Annotated in this window: 9 protein-coding genes; all 9 read left to right on the top strand. The window is 50.3% G+C overall.

Going from position 1 to position 21,276, the window contains the following annotated elements; genetic code table 11:
• Positions 1 to 5 precede the first annotated feature (5 nt).
• The 9 genes from BUB18_RS28665 to BUB18_RS28625 are packed head-to-tail and all read left to right on the top strand — an operon-like array spanning position 6 to position 21,242.
• A complete protein-coding gene (locus BUB18_RS28665) occupies positions 6 to 1,475 on the top strand; it encodes a RagB/SusD family nutrient uptake outer membrane protein (RefSeq protein ID WP_083550987.1) in 1,470 nt (489 codons plus the stop codon).
• Between the two features lie 28 nt (positions 1,476 to 1,503).
• Positions 1,504 to 2,412: a zinc-binding metallopeptidase gene (locus BUB18_RS28660; RefSeq protein WP_073087763.1), complete on the top strand. Its 909-nt coding sequence runs from the start codon at positions 1,504 to 1,506 to the stop codon at positions 2,410 to 2,412.
• Between the two features lie 10 nt (positions 2,413 to 2,422).
• Positions 2,423 to 3,715 (top strand): DUF4302 domain-containing protein, encoded by a 1,293-nt coding sequence (locus BUB18_RS28655; RefSeq protein WP_073087762.1) that lies wholly within the window; start codon positions 2,423 to 2,425, stop codon positions 3,713 to 3,715.
• A 29-nt stretch (positions 3,716 to 3,744) separates the two neighbouring features.
• On the top strand, positions 3,745 to 12,651 hold the full coding sequence (locus BUB18_RS28650; RefSeq protein WP_073087761.1) for a T9SS type B sorting domain-containing protein: 8,907 nt from the start codon (positions 3,745 to 3,747) through the stop codon (positions 12,649 to 12,651).
• Positions 12,652 to 12,668: 17 nt separating this feature from the next.
• Entirely contained in the window at positions 12,669 to 13,010 is a 342-nt protein-coding gene (locus BUB18_RS28645; protein WP_073087760.1) for a T9SS type A sorting domain-containing protein, read from the top strand.
• 26 nt (positions 13,011 to 13,036) lie between these two features.
• Complete coding sequence (locus tag BUB18_RS28640; RefSeq protein ID WP_073087791.1) at positions 13,037 to 17,140, top strand: PKD domain-containing protein; 4,104 nt, start codon at positions 13,037 to 13,039, stop codon at positions 17,138 to 17,140.
• Positions 17,141 to 17,164: 24 nt separating this feature from the next.
• Positions 17,165 to 18,169, top strand: a complete 1,005-nt coding sequence (locus BUB18_RS28635) for a PorP/SprF family type IX secretion system membrane protein (protein WP_073087759.1) — start codon at positions 17,165 to 17,167, stop codon at positions 18,167 to 18,169.
• Positions 18,170 to 18,185: 16 nt separating this feature from the next.
• Entirely contained in the window at positions 18,186 to 20,189 is a 2,004-nt protein-coding gene (locus BUB18_RS28630) for an OmpA family protein (RefSeq protein ID WP_073087758.1), read from the top strand.
• A 24-nt stretch (positions 20,190 to 20,213) separates the two neighbouring features.
• A complete protein-coding gene (locus tag BUB18_RS28625) occupies positions 20,214 to 21,242 on the top strand; it encodes a PorP/SprF family type IX secretion system membrane protein (RefSeq protein WP_073087757.1) in 1,029 nt (342 codons plus the stop codon).
• Positions 21,243 to 21,276 lie beyond the last annotated feature (34 nt).

The raw sequence follows: 21,276 nt of genomic DNA, 5'->3' as shown, positions 1-21,276 counted from the left end.
TGATTATGAATCTGAAACCTACTATATATAAACGTACAGTCGTAGCCGTAGCAGCAGCATTACTGCTCACTACCGGCTGCACCAAGTTCCTGGAACAACAGCCGGACAGCACCTGGACGGCGCTCGATACACCGCAGAAAGTATCCAAACTCCTGGGCACCGCCTATCCGCAATCCAGCTACATCGTGATGTGTGAGTCGAAATCAGATAACGTGGCGGATAAAGGGATAGGTCAGTCGGAGCGCCCTAACAGCGATACCTACCTTTTTCAGGACGTGCAATCCATTGAAGAAGATTCCCCTGAAGCTTACTGGGCGGCCGCTTACAGCGCCATCGCCGCGGCTAACCAGGCCTTGAAAGCCTGCGCAGAAGCAACAGATACGGCGCTGTATTCCGCACAAAAAGGCGAGGCACTCGTAGCGAGGGCGTACGCACATTTTATGCTGGTCAATCTCTTCTCTCATATATATGACCCGGCCACCGCAGCCAGCAATCCGGGAATACCCTACGTTACCGAACCTGAAACAGTGGTGCACAAACAATATGAAAGAAAGACGGTAGCCTATGTGTACGATATGATTGAAAAAGACCTGCTGGCGGGTCTGCCGCTGATACAGGACGAAGCGTATACCGTTGACCGTTATCACTTCAACCGCCTGGCAGCAAATGCTTTTGCGACGCGCTTCTATCTCTTTAAAAAAGATTACCAGAAAGTGCTCTACTATGCAGCACAGGCATTTCCCGGCGACCAGCTGGGTATGCATATGCGCCCCTGGAACACGAAGTATAATAATATGTCGCCCGCGCAGATCCGCGACCTGTACGCCAACGCGGCAGAAGATGCCAACCTGCTCATCGTGGAAACCAAATCCCTCGCAGGCAGGTACATGGGCCGCTACCGCTACGACCTGTCGTTTGCCAAAGAAGTGGAAATACTCGGCAACAACGTTACCGGCGGCCGCTGGGCTTACCCGGTATACTACTACGGCAACCAGGATTACTTCGTGCCTAAAAACACCGAATACTTTGTAAAGAACTCCGTGAACGCCACTATCGGCCAGCCTTACGTGATGAACGTGCTGTTTACTACGGAGGAAGTGATGTTTAACCGGTTAGAAGCCAACGCCTGGCTGGGAAATTACAGTGAGGTGCTCAAAGACCTCAACCTGTTTGCCAGCAAACGCATCACCAATTACAGTGCCACCACTCATGCCATCACCATGAACCGCCTCCTCAGTGCCTACGGCACCACCGATCAGCGGATCGCCAGCCTGCAAACTATCCTCAGTTTCAAAAGAGCAGAGTATGTGCAGGAAGGTATGCGCTGGTTTGATATGCTGCGCTATGGTATGACGGTAACGCATACACGCATCAATGGGGCCGATCTCGTACTCAGGCCCGGTGATGACCAATGCACTTTCCAGTTGCCGCAATCCGTTGCCAACAGCGGGCTCGATCTGAATCCAAGGAAATAATTTCTATATCAACCAATATCTCTTGACTATGTTGAAAATCAAATGGCTTCTCCTGATACTTTCATTTAGCTGCCTGATAAGCTGCAGTAAAGATGATGATATGGAACTGGTGGCTGATATTCCGGGCCTCGGTGGGGACACCTGGAAAGCCAGTGCACTGGATAAATACCTGTACGACTCCCTGACCGTACCATTTAACATCGCCGTAAAATATAAATGGGACCAGTTTGAGTTTGAGGTAAACAAAACACTGGTACCGCCAAAAGAAGAAAAAATTATTCCTGTGATTGATGCCATCCGCAAGGTTTGGATCAATACCTATATCGCAGAAGCAGATTCCCTTTTCTTCATCAAATACTGCCCTAAGTTCCTCATCCTTTCCGGAAGTGCCAGCTGGAACAGCAATGGTACCATTACCCTCGGAACCGCCGAAGGTGGCCGCAAGGTAGTGTTGTACGTGCTCAATGAGTTCCGCACCAAGGGAATGACAGGCTATAAATATTCCGATTCATCCACCGTGAAACAAATGTTTCATGTGATAGAACATGAGTTCGGCCACATCCTCCATCAGAACATCATGTATCCTGTAGAATACAAACGCATTAACCCGGGGCTGTATACCGGCAACTGGAATAATATTTCTGACGCGGAAGCGCGCCGGGATGGCTTTGTGACAGCATACGCCATGAGTGGTTTTGATGATGATTTTGTGGAGATGATAGCGATCATGCTGACAGAGGGCAAGGCTGGGTTTGAAAAAATCGTAAACAGCATTCCGGCCGGCAGCAGTGTAAACGGTACGCCACAAGCGGCCGCCAAAGCTTACCTCCGCGCCAAGGAAGCCATGGTGGTGAACTACTTCAATAAGGTATGGGACATCGACTTCTACAGTCTGCAGGCACGTACCAGAACCGAAATCGAAAAATTACTCTACTAAATCGCAGCAGATGAAAAAAATTATATACAGCCTGTTGATAGGAATGATAGCCCTCTCTGCCTGTAAGAAAGAAATGGAGCCGGTGTTTACGGAGTCGATCGACAAGCGGCTCAAAGACTCACTGGACAACTATCAGCGCATTCTCATGAGCGCGGAATTCGGCTGGAATACGCTGGTATTCCCGTTACAGGGCGGTGCCTATAATTTCTACATGAAGTTTACCGACAGTAACCGCGTGCAGATGTTTGCGGACCTTTCCCTGGAAAGCAGCAACCAGATGCAGGAGAGCAGCTGGCGCTTAAAAGCGTTGCAGCAACCCAGCCTGTTGTTTGATACCTACTCTTACCTCCACGAGCTGAGTGACCCGGATGGTAGCGTAAATGGTGGGGTAGATGGAGCCGGACTGCAATCCGATTTTGAATTTGCCTTTGATGGCGTGTATGGTGATACCGTGAAACTGCGCGGCCGCTTCAATCACACCACCGCCTACATGGTAAAGGCGACCCGCGCGGATCAGGACGCACATTACTCCCAGCAGGTGCAGCGCACCTTTGATCAAATCGGTTCCCTGCAAACCTTCTTTGCACGCTTATCCTCCAGCGAAACTAAATGCGACCTCCAGGTAGATGTAGCCAGCCACCGTATGCTGATCGGCTGGCAGGAAGCAGGTAAGTACAAAATATTTACCAGCAACTATTACTACACCACTACCGGCATCGGCCTCGCCAATCCTTATTCCGACACAGTGAAGCTGCCTTTCACCAAACTGGACGGCGCCACCTGGAACAATGGTACCATCAGCTGCAATATAGACGGTAAGTCCGCCACGATTGCAGAAACCGTACTGCCGTTACAGGTAGATACTGCCGCACCACGGAAATGGTACAACGAAGCGCTGGAAGGGGGCGACTACTGGCAAACTTTTAACGGCTGGCATATCAATGGGGTAGAGGATGCCTATAAGGTACGCAGTACTTCCCGCTTCTACTCCTTCGGCTACTGGCCGCAGTATGAGGAGGGTATTGATCTGCTGCCGTGGATCGTGGTAAATGCTGCCGGCACCGGCTTAACCTATTCTTATGGGGTGGGCTTTGATGGTCCTCCGCGGTTCGACTCAAACGGATTCCTCTACTTCTCCGTGTATGGTGAGTTGGGAACTCGCCCCAGTCCTTTTACGCCGGTAGCCAGCACCATCACCAAGTTTGCAGATCCGGGCGGCTACTACCTGGTAAAGTTTGCTGAAAAAATCTATTTCATGGTCAGCGCTACCACAGGTAAATCCTGGATAGCCTGGTACAGATAATTGTATTGCGAATTCCCAAACAAACTGAAATGAAAAAATTTACTTTAACTCTCCTTAGCATCTTCCTGCTGCTGGTAGCCCCCCGGTTATCGGCGCAGGTAGATATCCGTATAGGGAACAACACTACGGGTAATACTGCTACTACGTATCCCTGTCCCTTGCAGGACCGATATGAAGGCTCTAAAGCACAGTACCTGTTCCTGGCTTCGGAACTACAGGCTGCCGGAATGCAGGCTGGATATATCAGTGGGGTCAAGTTCTTCGTGATATCCATGGGAACGGCCGGCCTCATCGAAGGTTATTCCATAAAGATGGGAACTACCAGTGTGGCCACACTGAGCAATGCCTCCTGGCTGCCTACCACGTTTACGGGCCGCGCCGGCGCGGATTACACGCCTGTAGCCGGTTGGAATAACTTCACGTTTCCATCCGGTTTTTTCTGGAACGGTACGGATAACGTAGTACTGGAAATATGTAACGGTGAGAGTGTATTATCTCCTGGTACTACTTACACAAACAACCCTGTAGTGGGATGGACCACCGGCCTGCCATTCAATGCGAACCATACTTACCGGGCAGATAACGAGGAGAATGTATGTGCCACCGCTACTACCACCAATAACGGTACGATGACTACCCGGCCGGATGTGACCTTCTCCTGGACGCCAGCTGCGTCATGTACCGGCGCACCTGCCGCAGGTACCGCCACTGCCAGTGTTTCCAGCACCTGTGGAGCCACCGGCTTTAGTCTTAGCGTGAGCGGTAGTACGGTAGCTACCGGTATCAAATACCAATGGCAAAGTTCTACGGACGGTACCAACTGGACGAATATGTCCAATGATACGCTATCCACCATCAACACCACGCAAGCAGTAACCAGCAGCTACCGCTGTGTGGTAACCTGCGATGCCTCCGGTCTCAGCGCTACCTCCACCGCAGTGCAGGTAAGCACCCCAACACAGGTAATGGGCGATTATACCATCAACAAAAACGCACCCGCCGGTGGACGTAACTTCCAATCCTTCAACGATGCCTACAACTACATTAAATGTGGTATCAACGGCCCTGTTAGATTTGAAGTGATTGCCGGAAGCGGTACCTACAACGAACAGCTGTTGTTCACACCTGTTCCCGGCGCTTCTGCTACTAATACGATCACCTTTTACGGTCATGGCAGTGATACACTGGCGTTTGCCTGTACTTCAGCCAGCCGTGCCATCATAAAACTGGATAATGCAGACTATTTTACTTTCAAAGACCTGGTACTGAAAACCATCATTGGTACAGGCACCACCTACGGATGGGGCTTCCATCTTCAAAATAATGCAGATAACAATACCATCAACGGCTGTACGCTGGTGCTGGATACTGCCGGTACTGCTTCTAACTACGCAGGTATCGTGCTCTCCACTTCTAATACATCTGCCACCACTACCGGCGATAATTCTGTCGATAGCCTGAACATCATTAATAACACCATCTTTGGCGGATATTACAGCATCACCTCCATGGGCGGTGCTACTATTCCCAACCTCGGCATTAACATAAAAAACAATAAGCTCCAGGATTTTTATCAATATGGTATTTATTTCAATGGCAACTCTCTGCTTACTGTGGAGGATAATATCATCAGTAGACCAGTACGCCGCGTCACTACTACGTTTTACGGTATCTATGCCACGGGTATGAATACACGCTGTTTGATTACGTCCAACAGGATCAGCAATCCTTTTGGAGCCAATCCTACCAGCACCTCATCCGCATATGGTATATATTTTACCAACCTGGATACCTATGCCGGACTGGAAAATACCATCTCCAATAACCTGATTTATAAATTCAGTGGTACAGGAAGTGCATACGGTATTTACATCAGCGATGCGCACAACAACTGGTATTACCACAATACCATTTCAATTGACGGCGCTTCTACCGCTACCACTACGTATAACCATTTCGGTATTTACACAGGTACCAAATCAGATGGTAACCAGTTTTTCAACAACCTCGTATCTGTTACCAGGAGCGGGGGAGGTAACAAGTATGGTATCTACTTTAATACTACTACCAGTCTTGCTACCGGTAATAACAACATCTATTACAATGGTGCCACCGATGGGAATAACTATGTAGGTTACTGGGGGGCTGCAAAATCACTGCTGCTCGACTGGCAGACCGCCTCTGGCATGGATACCAGCTCCTATGTGACCAATCCTATGTTCAGGGATATACAGAATGGAGACTTTACACCAAACAATGCTTCCATCAATAATATGGGTACGCCGCTATCGCTGGTAACAGTGGATATCATGGATGTACCACGCAGCGCTACCACACCTGATATTGGCGCATTTGAGTTTACACCGCCACCCTGTGCTATGCCGCCAACGCCTGGTAAAGCCGTGGTAGATAAAACTCCGGTATGCGTAAATAATAAGGTGTCGCTCTCATTACAAGGCCATACCATTGGCGATACCCAGACTTACCAATGGCAAACTGCCACGGATGCTGCGGGGCCATTTACCAATGTGGGTGCTGCCCTTACTAATCCGGATACAATTGTAACCATGACGGCTACCACCTGGTTCCGCGCGGCAGTTACCTGCTCCGGTAACACCGCGTATTCTACACCGGTATTGGTAACCGTGAATCCTGCCCTTGCTGCAGGTCATTACTTTATCGATAAATCGCAGCCTGCCAGCACCAGTAACTTCATCAGCTTCAACGCTGCTAAGGAAGCCATGGCATGCGGTATCACCGGGTCTGTGGTATTTGATGTAGTACCCGGCACCGGTCCTTATGCAGAACAGCTGATCCTGGATTCTATTCCGGGCGTATCTGCTACCAGCACGATCACGTTTAACGGTAACGGCAATACTATCTCCTTTACCGGACAAACCAGTGAGGACAGGGCCACCATCAAACTACGTGGAATCGATCACGTTACCTTCGACAGCCTCATCGTGGATGCCCGCGGAACTACCTATGGATATGGTATTCAGCTGTATAATAATGCGGACAGCATTACCATCAGCCGCTGTACCATCCTGACGGATATTGCTGCTACCAGCAGTAACTATTGCGGTATTGTGGTGAGTGGTTCAGAAACCAGTCCTACCGGCACTACCAACGCAAAAAGTGATGGTATCAAAATAGTGAATAACACCGTGACCGGTGGTTACTATGCCATCGTGGTGTATGGTGATGGTACTGCCATGAGCAACAATAATATCATCACCGGTAACAAAGTGAACGACTGGTATTCCAATGGTATCCTGGTGAATAACAACAACAGCGTGCTGATTGATAAAAATGACCTGAGCAGGCCTGCACGCACCAACAGTACGACGGCTGAAGCTATTTCTGTTGAAAATTCAACCGGCACCGTGGTGGTGAGTAATAACCGTGTGCACGATCTGTTTGCGGGCCCGGGTACCAGTACTTCTACATCCTATGGTATACGCATATATTATACAGATGGTACTGCCGCAGTTCCTGTAAAAGTGATTAATAATCTGATCTATCGCAATACCGGTGGTACAGGTTACGGATTGTACAGCAGCAATTCTCCGTTTGTACAATGGCAGCATAATACCGTTGTATACGATGATAATGCAGCAACTACTTCTACGATTTATGGATTTTATCATACCGGTGCTGTCAACGATGTATTGGTAGAAAATAATATTTTCAAAATATCAAGGGCCGGTACAGGAACTCGTCATGGCCTGTATTTCAGTACAGTGAATGTGGTAAAATCAGATTATAACCTGATTTATGTGAAAAGCGCAGGTACCGCAAATATCGGTTATTCCGGTAGTGGATACCCAACGCTGAATAATTGGCGTGCAGCTGTTAAACTGGATAGTAACTCTATTGACATTGACCCTGTGTTCGCGGATCCTGCCAATGGTAACTTTGAGCCGGTGATATCTCCGATGGACAATGGCGGTAAACCTGTTGGCGTAACAGCCGATATACGCGGCGTTAACAGAAGTACTACATCACCGGATATGGGCGCCTTCGAGGTGAGTCTGCCGGATTGTATTACCCCTGTGGTAGGTGGCACTGCGGTAGTTACTCCCAATACGCCTTTGTGTATGGGCAACCGTTTGAGCCTTAACGTAACAGGTAACAGCACAGGTGGTAAGCAGGTGTACCAATGGTACCGCTCTATCAGTGCTGCAGGGCCCTGGGATTCCATCGGGCCAAAACAATACGTTACACTGGCGTCTACAGAGCTCACCACCAAGAAATATTTCCGTTGCATGATCATTTGCGGAGGCACTGATACCGCTTATTCCAGCGTGGTGATGGCTAACATGAATGATCCGTTGCTGAAAGGAGTATATTCCATCGATCCTTCGCAACCTGCCAGCACCACTAACTTCCAGTCGTTTACTGCAGCAGCGCAGAAACTGGAATGTGGTATAGCCGGCGCCGTTACCTTCGAAGCAGTACCTGGGGTTTATAATGAACAGGTAGTCATCCGCAGGGTGCCGGGTGCTACGGATACCAGCCGCGTAACGTTTACCAGCAAAGCTTATAATGCTGCTACCGTGACGCTTTCCGCTGCCGGTACTGCCGCACAAAACTATGGGGTGTTACTGGATTCGTCCAGCTATATCACCTGGAAAAATATTACCATAAAACCGCTGAGCGATTCGTTTAGTCGTGGGATTGTATTTACCAAAGCTGCTTCTTATGATAGCCTGGCCAATATGGTCATCGACCTGCCGGTAGCCAATAATACCACCAATGCCAAAGCAGGTATTTTTGGAGATGGCGTGTACGGGGCACATAACACCCTCGTTAGTAATACCATCACCAACGGATCTTCCGGTATACACTGGCTCAATACTTCCACCAACCAGGGACCATTCCTGCGTGTTGAAAAAAATACCGTGAAGAACAGTCACGACTATGGTATCTATACCGCTTATACTTACCATACTGTAGTAGCGGAAAACACCGTGGAATTTGCCGGCAACGCCATGGGTACAAACGGTTATGGTATCTATAACTACTATACCGATTCCACACTGGTACTGGCCCGAAATAACATCAATGTTTCAGGTATTGCTACCCGTGTATACGGCATCTATCTCTTTGGTCCTGATATTTTTATAGGTAAGGGAGATGTTACCGCCAATAAGATCACGATGCGCGGAAATACCGGTGATATCACTGGTTTACTGGCCGATGAAGGAGACCAGTGTAATATCTCCAATAACGTGATCAATATACAGACGCTGGGAGCAAGCTCCTATGGCCTCTACAGCGATGGTTGCGATAACACCAATATCTACAATAATTCCGTCCTCAATAGTTCCCGCAGTGCTACCGACAACTACGCTGCCTACTTCCTTGGCTATGCCAGCGATGGTAACCTGAAGGTGAAAAATAACATCTTCGCACATGATAGTAGTGGTCGCGCTGTGTACTACAACAACAGCGATTACATCATTGCGGACTACAACAACCTTTACACCAACGGTCCGGTGCTGATCCGCAACAACACCCCTGCGGCGGACTACGCCACCCTGCCAGCCTTCCAGACGGCAAGGATGCAGGAGCTGAGCGGCATCGTGTACAAGCCGGCGTTTATCAGCAAAACTGATCTGCGCCCGGATGTAAACAATCCGGAAGTATGGGCCATCCATGGCCGTGGCGTACAGGGGCCGGATAATACAACCGATATCAATGGTAACCCGCGCCCAGGTGTTCTTACAGAAGGGGTGCCGGATATGGGTGCCTACGAATTTGTGCCGCAGGTAATACCTCCGGTGCTGCCAGCCACACCGGCTGCACCGGCGCCAGGTACTACTCAAACCTGGATGTTTGGTACGGATACCGTTGCTAAAATCACCTGGAAACCAGGCGTGAACATACCAACGGACCTGACTATACGCAGGTACTCCGGCGTGAAACCGCCTAATGCAAAGGATAGTGCCTACATGTATTTTTATACAGATGTAGATGCTACACCAAACGCTACGAACTATGATTTCCTGATCAACCAGTTCTATGTGGACTCCTGGCAGGGCTTTATCAAGAGCCAGAAGAACATTAAGCTGGCGATGACAGATACCGCCAAAGCATGGTGGACAGACTCCCTCAGCGTGGTGAATGCAAATAAAAATGTGATCACCGACAGCACCGTGCATTACATGGATTACTTCACCGGTATGGAATTTACCTCCGGAACAGGCAGGCAGTTCATGGAACCATCCGACAGTTCCAACAGGGGTACGAAGTTCTGGGTAGCATATGGCCACCACCAGTTTTTTGGTACTAGTAACAGCCAGAACATGGTGCTGTACTTCAATGCACGCCAGGCTGCTAATGTAACCGTACGTATCAACGGTACTTCTTATGAAAGACTATACCAGGTACCGGCTAATACCGCTATCACCTCTGAGATCATCCCTAAAATGGGCGCATTTGATGCCCGCCTGATGGATGAAGGCCTCAGCGACCGTGGGATCAGCATCGAAAGTGACGTGCCTATTGAAGCATATGCGCACATTTACGGTAGTGCATCCTCCGGTGCTACCATGTTGCTGCCGGTAGGTACATATGGCTATGACTATGCCACCCTGCAAACACGGCAGTACTATGGTGATGACTGTTTCTCCTGGTTCTACGTGGTGGCACACTACGATAATACAACGGTAGAAATTACACCGTCAGCGCCTACACGGGAAGGCCGGCCAGCCAACGTACCGTTTAAGGTTACCCTCATGAAAGGTGAGGTATACCAGGTGCTCGGTGCCATCAAATCCGGTTTGGAAGGATATGATCTCACAGGAAGCCATGTACGCTCTGTGCAGAACAGTGCGGGAGATTGTTATCCTATGGCTGTATTCTCCGGTAGTAGCCGCACAAGGCTGTCCTGCGTAGGTACCCTTGGTGGTGGAGATAATATGATCCAGCAAAACTTCCCGTCGCAGGCATGGGGACGTAAATACCTCACCAGCCCGATGGCGGCTAATACAGCGGCTAACAACCTGCTGACCAACATCTACCGTGTAGTGGTAAAAGATCCGGCCACCGTAGTAACCGTGAATGGAACACGACTCACCGGATTGGTAAACAACCTGTATTACGAATACCAGAGCGGTACTGCCGATGTAATTGTGGCAGATCAGCCGATCATGGTAGCACAGTATATGCCTTCCAGTGGGGAATGTACCAGTACCAGCACATTGGACGGCGACCCTGAAATGGTATATATCAGCCCGGTAGAACAAGGTATCAATAATATCGGCTTCTATCGCAATACCAAAGAGTCGATCCGTGTAAACTATCTTAATGTCATTATCCCGACTGCAGGCTTAAGTTCCCTGCTGATCGATGGTTCTAATGTATTCGACCATACCTATCCACATCCTAACGCTGCCGGATACACGGTAGTGATGAAACGCTGGGGTGCAACGGCAGGGCCCAGCACGGTTACTTCCGACTCCGCATTCACCGCTATTATTTACGGGGAAGGTTCAGTAGAAAGTTACGGTTATAACGCCGGTACGCTGGTGAAAAACCTGAACATCCTGAATGCTTATACTAACGTAAATAATCCGGCAGCTACTTCTAACGACTATACCTGCGCCAGAACGCCATTCCGTTTCTCTATGCTCATCCAGGTGAAGCCTAATGAAATTGTATGGAAGCTCAGCGAAGTGCCTAACCTCACGCCGCATGCAGATGTAGTGACCAAAAATCCGGTGCCGGTGGATTCTATCTCCGTAAATGGAAGAACCTACTACCGCTACGTCCTGGATTCCACCTACATTTTCAGCACACCGGGTATGTATTACGTGCCTATCCGCATCACACACCCGGCTTTCGAAAGCTGTAACAATACCTTCGAAAGCGTACTAACGGTGAAGGTTATACCAGCGCCGGTAGTAGAAATTACCACCCAATACACCAACTGTATCAACGACCTGGCCACCTTCAATGGCAGCGCCACCACCAGCAACGGGGTAGGCATCGCCAAATGGAAATGGGAGTTCAGCGATACCATCACCGCAGTACGGCAGGACACTGCGCGCTATTTCAAAACGCCAGGTACCAAACAGGTGAAACTGAGCATTGTAGCAGCAGAAGGCTGTATCGGTGATACGACCGTAAACGTGGAGGTGTTTGAACCGAAACCATTTGTGCTCGTACAGGATTCCATCATGACCTGCGAAGGCAGCGATGTTACCTTCCAGGTAAAAGATCCGCAGCCAAACGCACAGTACATCTGGTACGATGCGCCTGCAGGCGGTACGTTGCTGCACTCCGGTACCAGCTATACGATTACCGGTATCACTACCGACACCATGGTGTTCGTAGAAAGCAGCAGCCAGGGATGTTCCGGCGGTGCAAGGGTACGCGGTGTAGTGAAAGTAACACCTCCGCTTACTAAACCTGTGGTAACAGTAGATTCTATCGGTGTGCACTTCATGCACTTCAAATGGAATGCGGTGCCTTATGCCACCGGTTACATGGTATCTGCCGACGGTGGTAACACCTGGGTAAATCCATCCAGCGGCCCTGAAGGACTCACCCACGAGCTCACCGGCCTGGAACCGGTAACCGACTACACACTGCTCGTGAAAGCACTGGGCTGTGAGGAACAGGTATCAGATCCTGCCGGCGGTAAAACACTGCCAGACGGCATATTCATTCCAAACACCTTCACACCAAACAACGATGGTAAAAACGATGTGCTCCTCGTGTATGGCTACATTATCAAAACCATGCACCTGACCATCTTTAACCAATGGGGTGAAAAAGTATTTGAAACGATGAATCAACAGCAGGGATGGGATGGCTCATACAAAGGTAAAGCGCTGCCATCAGGTGTATACATCTATGTAAGCCGCTTTACACTAACGGATGGTACAGCGACTGAAAGAAAAGGCGTAATAAACCTGATTCGCTAATAGCTAAATCTATGGCAATGATGAAAGCTCTTTTAATAACATTAGCGGGTGTACTGCTGCATGTGGCTTCGGCCCATGCAGCTGCACACTGCAGCCGCCAGGGGGTAGACAGTACCCAGCTGCGGGCCCACGCAGTAAGGGTGTTTCCCAATCCTGCCGTGAGCCAGTGGAATATCGAAGGAATACGCAACATGAAACAGCTGGCGCTGTATTCCATAGCAGGACAGCTGATCCGGCAATGGCCCGTAAACGGGAAGCAGTCGCAGCTACTAACGCCGGACCTCAGTCATGGCACCTATCTGCTGCGTGTATCCTTCGACGATGGCTCCAGTGCCAGCAAAATCATTCTGAAGCAATAACCAGTCAACCCAATAACATGAAACAGATGATCAACCTATTAAACCCGCCTCGCAGTTCCCGCTGCTACTGGCTGGTGTTTACGCTGTTAGTGTTGCAGTTCGTGGCCATGAAAAGCTCAGCCCAGAACCGTTCCAACAAAGGAAAAGAGTTCTGGGTTGGCTACGGACTTCACCAGTTTATGGAACCCGGGCAGGACAATAGCCAGGAAATGGTGCTGTACCTGAGTGCCGAACAGGCCGCCACTGTAACCGTATCTTATGGCCCCACTTATTCAAGAACCTATAATATTCCCGCAGGTACCGTAATCGCTACTGACCTGATCCAGAAAAGCGGTATTAACGATGCCCGCCTGTATTCACCTCCGCCTGGTTATGGCGGTACAGGGGGAGAAGGCGTCTTTTCAAACAAAGCTATTCACATCGTTAGCGATGTGCCCATTGTAGCATACGCACACATATTTGGGCAGGCCTCCTCCGGAGCAACCATGCTGATGCCGGTTGAAACCTGGGGGTATTCCTATATTTCCTGTAACAGTATGCAGAACTATGCGGCTAACTGTTTTTCGTTCATGTTTGTAATCGCAAAAGAAAATAATACGATTGTAGAAATAACCCCTTCCGTACTTACAAGAAACAGCCGCCCCGCCGGTGTCCCATTCACCATAACACTTAATAAAGGTGATATATACCAGGTAGTAGGACGCATCGTGAACGGTAGTATTGGTAATGAATTAACAGGTACCACTGTCAGAACCCTGGCTAACTCAAATGGAGAATGCGCTCCTGTAGGGGTGTTCGCTGGAAGCAGCCGTACCGCTATATCCTGTACGGTAAATGGAGGCGGTAGTGGTGATAATATCTGTCAGCAAATGTTTCCTTATGAGGCATGGGGAAAGCGTTACCTCACCGCACCCAACGCGACTTCAGTCAGTGCTGCTGGCAAACAAAATAATATTTACCGGGTGGTGGTAAAAGATCCGGCCACCGTGGTAACCCGAAACGGTGTGCGATTAACCGGCTTGCAGCCTAATTCATACTATGAATACACCAGCAATACAGCCGATTACCTGGAATCGGATAAGCCCATTATGCTGGCGCAGTATATGAGTTCATCCGGAGCCTGCGGAAATACCGGCCTCGGTGATCCGGAAATGGTGTTCATAAGCCCTATTGAACAGGCTATTAAATCCGTTGGCTTCTACCGAAATAACATGGAACGAATTACCACCAACTACCTCACCCTAATTATTCCGAATGGAGGTATCCCATCCCTGCGGATTGATGGTAGTAATACTTTTGATCAGGTATACGCCCATCCGAATTTGCCAGGATACTCCATCGTGGTAAAACGCTGGGGGGCAACAGTAGGCCAGTCCTTCGCCTATAGCGATTCCGCATTTGTAGGAACCGTGTACGGCCTCGGGAGTGTAGAAAGCTATGCCTACAACGCCGGAACGCTTGTCAATAACCTCAGCGCAATTGGCGAAATTCATAATGCTTACGATTTAACTAAACCAACGAATGATTTTACCTGTACAAATACACCCGTAGAATTGTCAATTCTGATGGCCTACCGGCCAACAAAAATGGTGTGGAAACTGAGTACCCTGGCTGGAGTGATGACACCGGCAACTGATATTACAGTCAACAGCCCGGTTGCCACAGGAACCGTAATGATAAAGGGTATTCCATATTACAAATACGCTATACCAGGCACCTATCAGTTCAATACAAAAGGTAATCATGATATCGTTGTAATGTCTACCAGCCCGGCAGTAGAGAACTGTAACAATACCGAGCAGGTAGGATATACTATTCTGGTGAAGGATAAGCCGCAAAAAGCACTCAGTGTCAGCTACACCGGCTGTACCAAAGATTCTGTTTTTTTTCGGGGAGATACCACCGCTGCTGATGCAAAAAATTACCGTTGGTACTGGGACTTCCCGAACAACGAAAAGGACAGTGGTCAAACCGTGCGTAAACTCATTACACCAGGTACCACGCTCGTGAAACTGACCGCCATTACTGCCGATGGCTGCGTAGCGGATACTTCATTCAGCGTGCAGTCGTTCCCGGTACCTACCGCTGCTTTCACCAGTGATATCGCAGCCCTTTGTGCCGGCGGGCAGGTAACTTTTACGGACCAGTCTACGTTTGGTGGCCCTGCGCCTATAGGGGAGTGGTACTATGATTACGGTGCTAATAATATAAAGAGAGACAGTAGCGGCACCCCGCAAACAGCCGCGTTCCCGCAATATGGTGCACTGACGGTAAAACACGTGGTAAAAGTTTCAGAGAAATGTGTGAGTGATACCGTTACCCTCCCCGTAAACGTGTACGCGAACCCGGTAGCTGCCTTTTCCTCACCACTGGATTGTATTGCAGCCGATGGTATCGTACAGTTTACCGGTACACCTGCCGTGGCAGACAACAGCCCGATTACCACCCATGTCTGGGACTTCGGAGATGCAGGCGCTACGCCGGCTAACCCGAACACGGCTGCGGTGCAGTCGCCCAGCCATACCTACAACACCGTGGGTACCTACACGATCAAATACACCGTTACTACCGATAAAGGCTGTACGAAAGACTCCGTGCTCACCACTGCTTTCAAATTCAAGCCTCAACTGAGCTTCGCGGCATTACCTGCCGTTTGTGAAAACGCCCTCAGCGGCGTAAAGGTGGATAAAGGCGCCGTGCTGAATGGCGTGGCCGGACAAGGATTCTACCGCGGACCCGGGGTGGACAGTGCAGGTAACCTGCTCCCGAGCGTTGCCTCCGCAGGCCAGCGTACCATCTGGTATATTTTCAATACGGCCGATGGTTGCTCCGACAGCATATCCACCGTGCTTACCGTGAACCCTAAGCCTACAGCTGGCTTTACTGCTACGGACGTGTGCCTGGGTGAACCCGTGACCATCACCCCGCAGGCCAATCCGGCTGTAATTACCTACGCGTGGGACTTTGGTGATAAAACACAAACCACGGCTACCAATGGTAACGTGTTCGCCTATACGTACCCGGATGACAGCACCTGGCAAATTTCACTGGCAACAGTAAGTCAGTATGGCTGTGTAAGTGATACTATCAAACAAAACGTAACTGTACATCCTATACCCGTAGCCGGTTTTACGGTACCCGCCAAAGTATGTATGCCGGAAGGTATCGCTGCGTTTACCAACACCACTACGCTCAAAGGCGCCCAAAGCCTTAACTATAGCTGGAACTTCGGTGAAGCAGGTGGTACCTCCTCTGACAGGGACCCCGTTTATCACTATCAAAATGCAGCGCCGGTAACGGTGAGCCTCACCGCTACCTCCGCCGCAGGCTGCGCCAATACGGCTGTTCAGCCATTCAATAATTTCTTTGATCAGCCTGTGGCCTCGTTTAGTGTAACACCAGATACGCTCTGCCAGGGTATGAATAATGTGTTTACAGATCAGAGCACTGATGCTACCAGCACCATCACCAAATGGGCATGGCAGTTTGGGGATGGCAGCACCTCCGCCGATCGCAACCCGCAGAAGAAATTTACCGAGCCGGGCGAATACGGCGTACAGCTGACCGTGGAAAATGCTGCCGGTTGTACTTCCGCCGCCTTCAACAGCACGGTGATCGTATACCTGCAACCGGTGATCGATGCCGGTCCGTCCTTCGTGGTGCCGCAAGGCACGCTGGTGCAGTTCCGCCCCGTGGCCAATGACTCGGTGAACCTGCTGTTCAGATGGACGCCCGGAGGCGACTTCCCGAATGCCTCCGTGTTCGCGCCACAAATCACCGCAATGAAAGACGGAGAATACACCCTCACTGCCATTGGCAAACACAACTGCATGGCCAGCGATAAGATGACGGTAAAAGTGCTGAAACCAGTCATTCCGCCAACAGCGTTTTCGCCTAACGGGGACGGTATCAACGATACCTGGTTCATTAAAAACCTGGGCGATTACCCCGGAGCCACAGTGGAAGTATTTAACCGCTACGGCGTGAAGGTATTTCACAGTGTAGGCTATAGTACGCCATGGGACGGCTCCGCAAAAGGCGGTGTACTGCCGGTAGGTACTTACTACTACGTGATCAAATTGAAGAACGGGTTCCAGCCACTCACCGGTTATGTGGCGATTTTGAAATAACACTAACACTATAAATACTGCGCAATGAGAAAGAATTTTGTTGCATTGTTCCTGACGCTGTTGACCATCCTTGCTGCACCGCGGCTGATGGCGCAAACAGACCCGCACTTTTCCCAGTACTACGTATACCCGGCCTGGTTAAACCCGGCGCTCACGGGTGCGTTTGACGGTGACTACCGCGTGGCAGCCATTTACCGTACGCAATGGGGCAATATCAGTCCCTTCAAAACCTACGGCATTGCTGCGGAAGTACCTACTTCCAAAAACGTAAACTTCGGCGCCAGCGTGTTGAATCAGGCCGCCGGCGATGCGGGCTATAATTATACCACCGGCTACATCAGCGCCGCCTATACCGGCGTGAAGCTGGATGCCAGCCACTACCACCAGCTGACCTTCGGACTGCAGGCGGGCTTTATCCAGCGCCGCTTCGATCCCGCTAAGTTCACCTTTGGCGAGCAGTGGAATCCCGTTACCGGCTACAATCCATCCAATCCGCATACCGATGGCTTTACCCGTACCTCTGCCGGCAGCTTTGATGCAGGCGCTGGTGCACTGTACTTCGACGGTACTCCCGGCAAGAAATACAATATCTATGGCGGCTTTTCCGTGATGCATCTCACACGCCCCACGGATCAGTTCAGCACCAACGGCGATGCGCGTATACCCATGCGCGTTACTGCACACGCCGGCGTAAAACTCAATATCGACGATCGCTTTGCACTCACGCCAAATGTGCTGTACCTGAAACAGGGTACGGCTTCGGAAAAAATGATTGGTGCATACGGACAATACAACGTAGCCCTGGATGCGGATGTGATGCTGGGCCTCAACTACCGCTTTGAAGATGCGTTTACCACCCACGCCGGTTTCCTCTACAAAAATATGATGATGGGTATCAGCTACGATATTACCACATCCGACCTGTCAAAAATGTACCGGGGTAGCAACAGTTTTGAAATCTCCATCACTTTCATCGGAAGGAAAAAGGTAAAAACACCAGGGGTCGACTTCGTTTGTCCAAGATTGTAATCACAACAAAAGCACCATGAAGAAATTAATATTCACTACCGCTGCCACACTGTTGATGGCCATGACTGCCCAGGCGCAGCTGGCCTATAACTACCTGCGTGCGGCCGATGATTACTATAAAAAGAATGACTTTAATTCCGCTGCTACCTATTACGAAAAATACCTGGTGGCAAAAGGAAAATCAGTTCGTCAGGAATCCTATAAGCCATACGTAGCCACTTCCGTATCAGCGGATCATAAGGCTAAACCTGCTGTGAGCAGTGAACAGGAGGCTACTTACAAACTGGCAGAAAGCTACCGGCTGCTGCACGATTATCAAAAAGCAGCACCCTATTATGCCAGCGTAATGGAAAGTAATCAAAGTGCTTATCCACTGGCTGCATATTACTATGCCGTATCGTTACGCGCACTGGGTAAATATGAACTGGCAGGGCAGGTGTTCCGGCAGTTTGCAGCTGCGTATACTGCGCAGGACGAGTACACGACCGCCGCCGCCCGGGAAATTGCGAACCTCGATTTTATAACGAAAGAGCTGTCGAAAAAAGATTTACATCTCTATAAAATAACAAAAGCACCAACGGGCTTAAACGCCACCGGCGCCAGCTATGCGCCACTGTGGCTGAGTCCTGATAAGCTGGTGTTTACCTCCACCCGCCCGGAAAATGCCAGCGATGACCATGGCTTTATCAACCGCCTTTACACCGCGGACTATGAAGCTGGCAACGCCGCTAACATTCACCTGTTGGGACTCGAGCAGCCGGCTGGTGTGCATCAGGGCAGTGGTAGCGTATCTCCTGACGGGCAGGTGCTCTATTTCACCCGCTGGAATATAGCGCATGGCAAAAAGACCGCCAGCATCTGGCTTTCCCGTAAAAGTGGCGAAAGCTGGACCGTGCCGGTAGCCTTGCCGGATGCAGTAAATGTACCCGGCGCCAATGCACAGCAGCCATTTGTGACGTCTGACGGGAAGTACCTGCTGTTTGCGAGCGACAGGGCAGGAAGCATCGGTGGATTTGACCTCTGGTCCGCAACGCTTGATGGCAGCGGATTACCGACGGCTGTCAGCAATCTTGGTGAAGTGATCAACACCGCAGGCAACGAACAGGCGCCTTTCTATCATGCTACTACCGGCACACTCGTGTTTTCCGCCGATGGCCGTACCGGCATGGGAGGATATGATTTCTTTAGTAGTCGCGGTACGGTAGGCAACTGGAAAACCCCTGTAAACATGGGTGCTCCCGTAAACTCCGTAAAAGATGATATCTACTTCGGCAGCCGCAGTAACAACCGCAACCTGCTGGATGATGTGCTGCTGGGGTCTGACAGGGACGCTTCCTGCTGCCTGGAATTATTTTTCCTGCATAAGGACCGTGCCCCGCGTCAGCTCAGCGGAACCATTGTTTCCTGCGAGGGTGGCGCACCGGTAGCCGGAGCTACCGTGGTGGTGAAAGACCCTGCCAGCAATACGGTAGTGGCTACACTGACTACCGCCGGCGACGGGTCTTATACCTACAGTATTCCGGAGTATACCAGGTTACAGGTAGATGCTAAAGCTACCGGCTATACGAATGGATCGGGGCAGGTAAATGCACCGGATGACCTGGATGCGGAATCACTGGCCACACCAGCCATCTGTATCAGTCCGGTGGCCACACCTCCGGCGCCGATCACCCTTACGGACGTGTACTACGACTTTGACCAGGCCACTCTTAAAACGGAATCATTTGCATCGCTGGATAAACTGGTAAGTATGTTAAACGAGCATCCGACCATGGAGATAGAACTGGGTGCACATACGGATAGTAAAGGTTCGGAGAAACATAATAAGAAGCTGTCGGAAGCCCGTGCTAAAAGCGTAGTGGACTACCTGATCAGCAAAGGTATTGACAAGTCGCGCCTCACCTGGAAAGGCTTTGGAGCTTCCCTGCCGGTAGCGCCAAACACCCTGCCTGATGGCAGCGATAATCCGGAAGGCCGCGCCCTCAACAGGAGAACGACCTTCTCGATCCTGAAGCAATAACGGTTAACCTAAAATTTTAGTGACATGAAAAGAATTGTGTTTACAGGCTTGCTGATATTAGGGCTGCATGTTGGTTACGGGCAACAGTTGCCACATTATACCCAGTATATCATGAACCCGTTTATCATCAATCCTGCCGTAGCGGGCATTGAAAACTACTGGGACCTGCGGCTGAGCCACCGGCACCAGTGGACGGGCATCAACGGGGCTCCGGTAACCACCTATCTCACCCTGCATGGGCCGCTGCATAAGTCCGACTATGCAGAAGCGTCGCCTACCGGCTTCAATCCCGAAGGCGAAAACCCAAGAGGGAAGGGGTATTGGCAGGATTATACCACACCGCCGCCGCATCCGGGTATGGGTCTTACCATTTTAAATGATAAGGCCGGCCCTATAAACCGCTTTTCTATCACAGGGGCGTATGCGCACCATGTTAATTTATCGCCCCGTACCAGTCTCAGTGCTGGTATTGGTTTAGGCATGCAGCAGGTTTCGCTGGATACTCGTAAGGTGGAGTTCTACGATCCTAACGACCCGGCCATGGGCTCCGGTGGGATTCTGAATCGTTGGCGGCCGGATGTGAGTCTGGGCCTGTGGTTGTATTCAGCCGATTTCTTTATGGGTGCCTCCGCGCAAAATATAGTTCCGCAGAAATTAGGTTTCGATAACGGCAAAGTGGTGGGTGACTCAGCTTACCAGGGTAAGCTGATACCCCACCTTTTTTTCACCGCCGGTTACCGCCTCTGGCTCAGCGATGACCTGAATGTGATGCCCAGCGTGATGATGAAAATGATCACGGCGGCACCGTTGAGCTGGGATGTAAATGCACGGTTTATGTACCGCGACCGCCTCTGGTTCGGGGCTTCCTACCGGGTGAATGATGGCGTGGCGGGGATGTTCGGCGTCAATATCAGTTCGCTGGTAAACATCGGGTATTCCTATGACTATGCCGCTTCCTCGCTGAACGTGGTGACCAAAGGATCCCATGAGATTATGATCGGGATATTGCTGGGGAACCGCTATGGTGATACTTGTCCGCGAAACGTATGGTAAAATAAAATTCAATCAACCAAATAATCACTAACAA

This window comes from Chitinophaga jiangningensis (genome assembly GCF_900142605.1).
Classification (GTDB): Bacteria; Bacteroidota; Bacteroidia; order Chitinophagales; family Chitinophagaceae; genus Chitinophaga; species Chitinophaga jiangningensis.
Note: the sequence above shows the minus strand (reverse complement) of the source record. Positions and strands in the feature narration are given on the sequence as shown.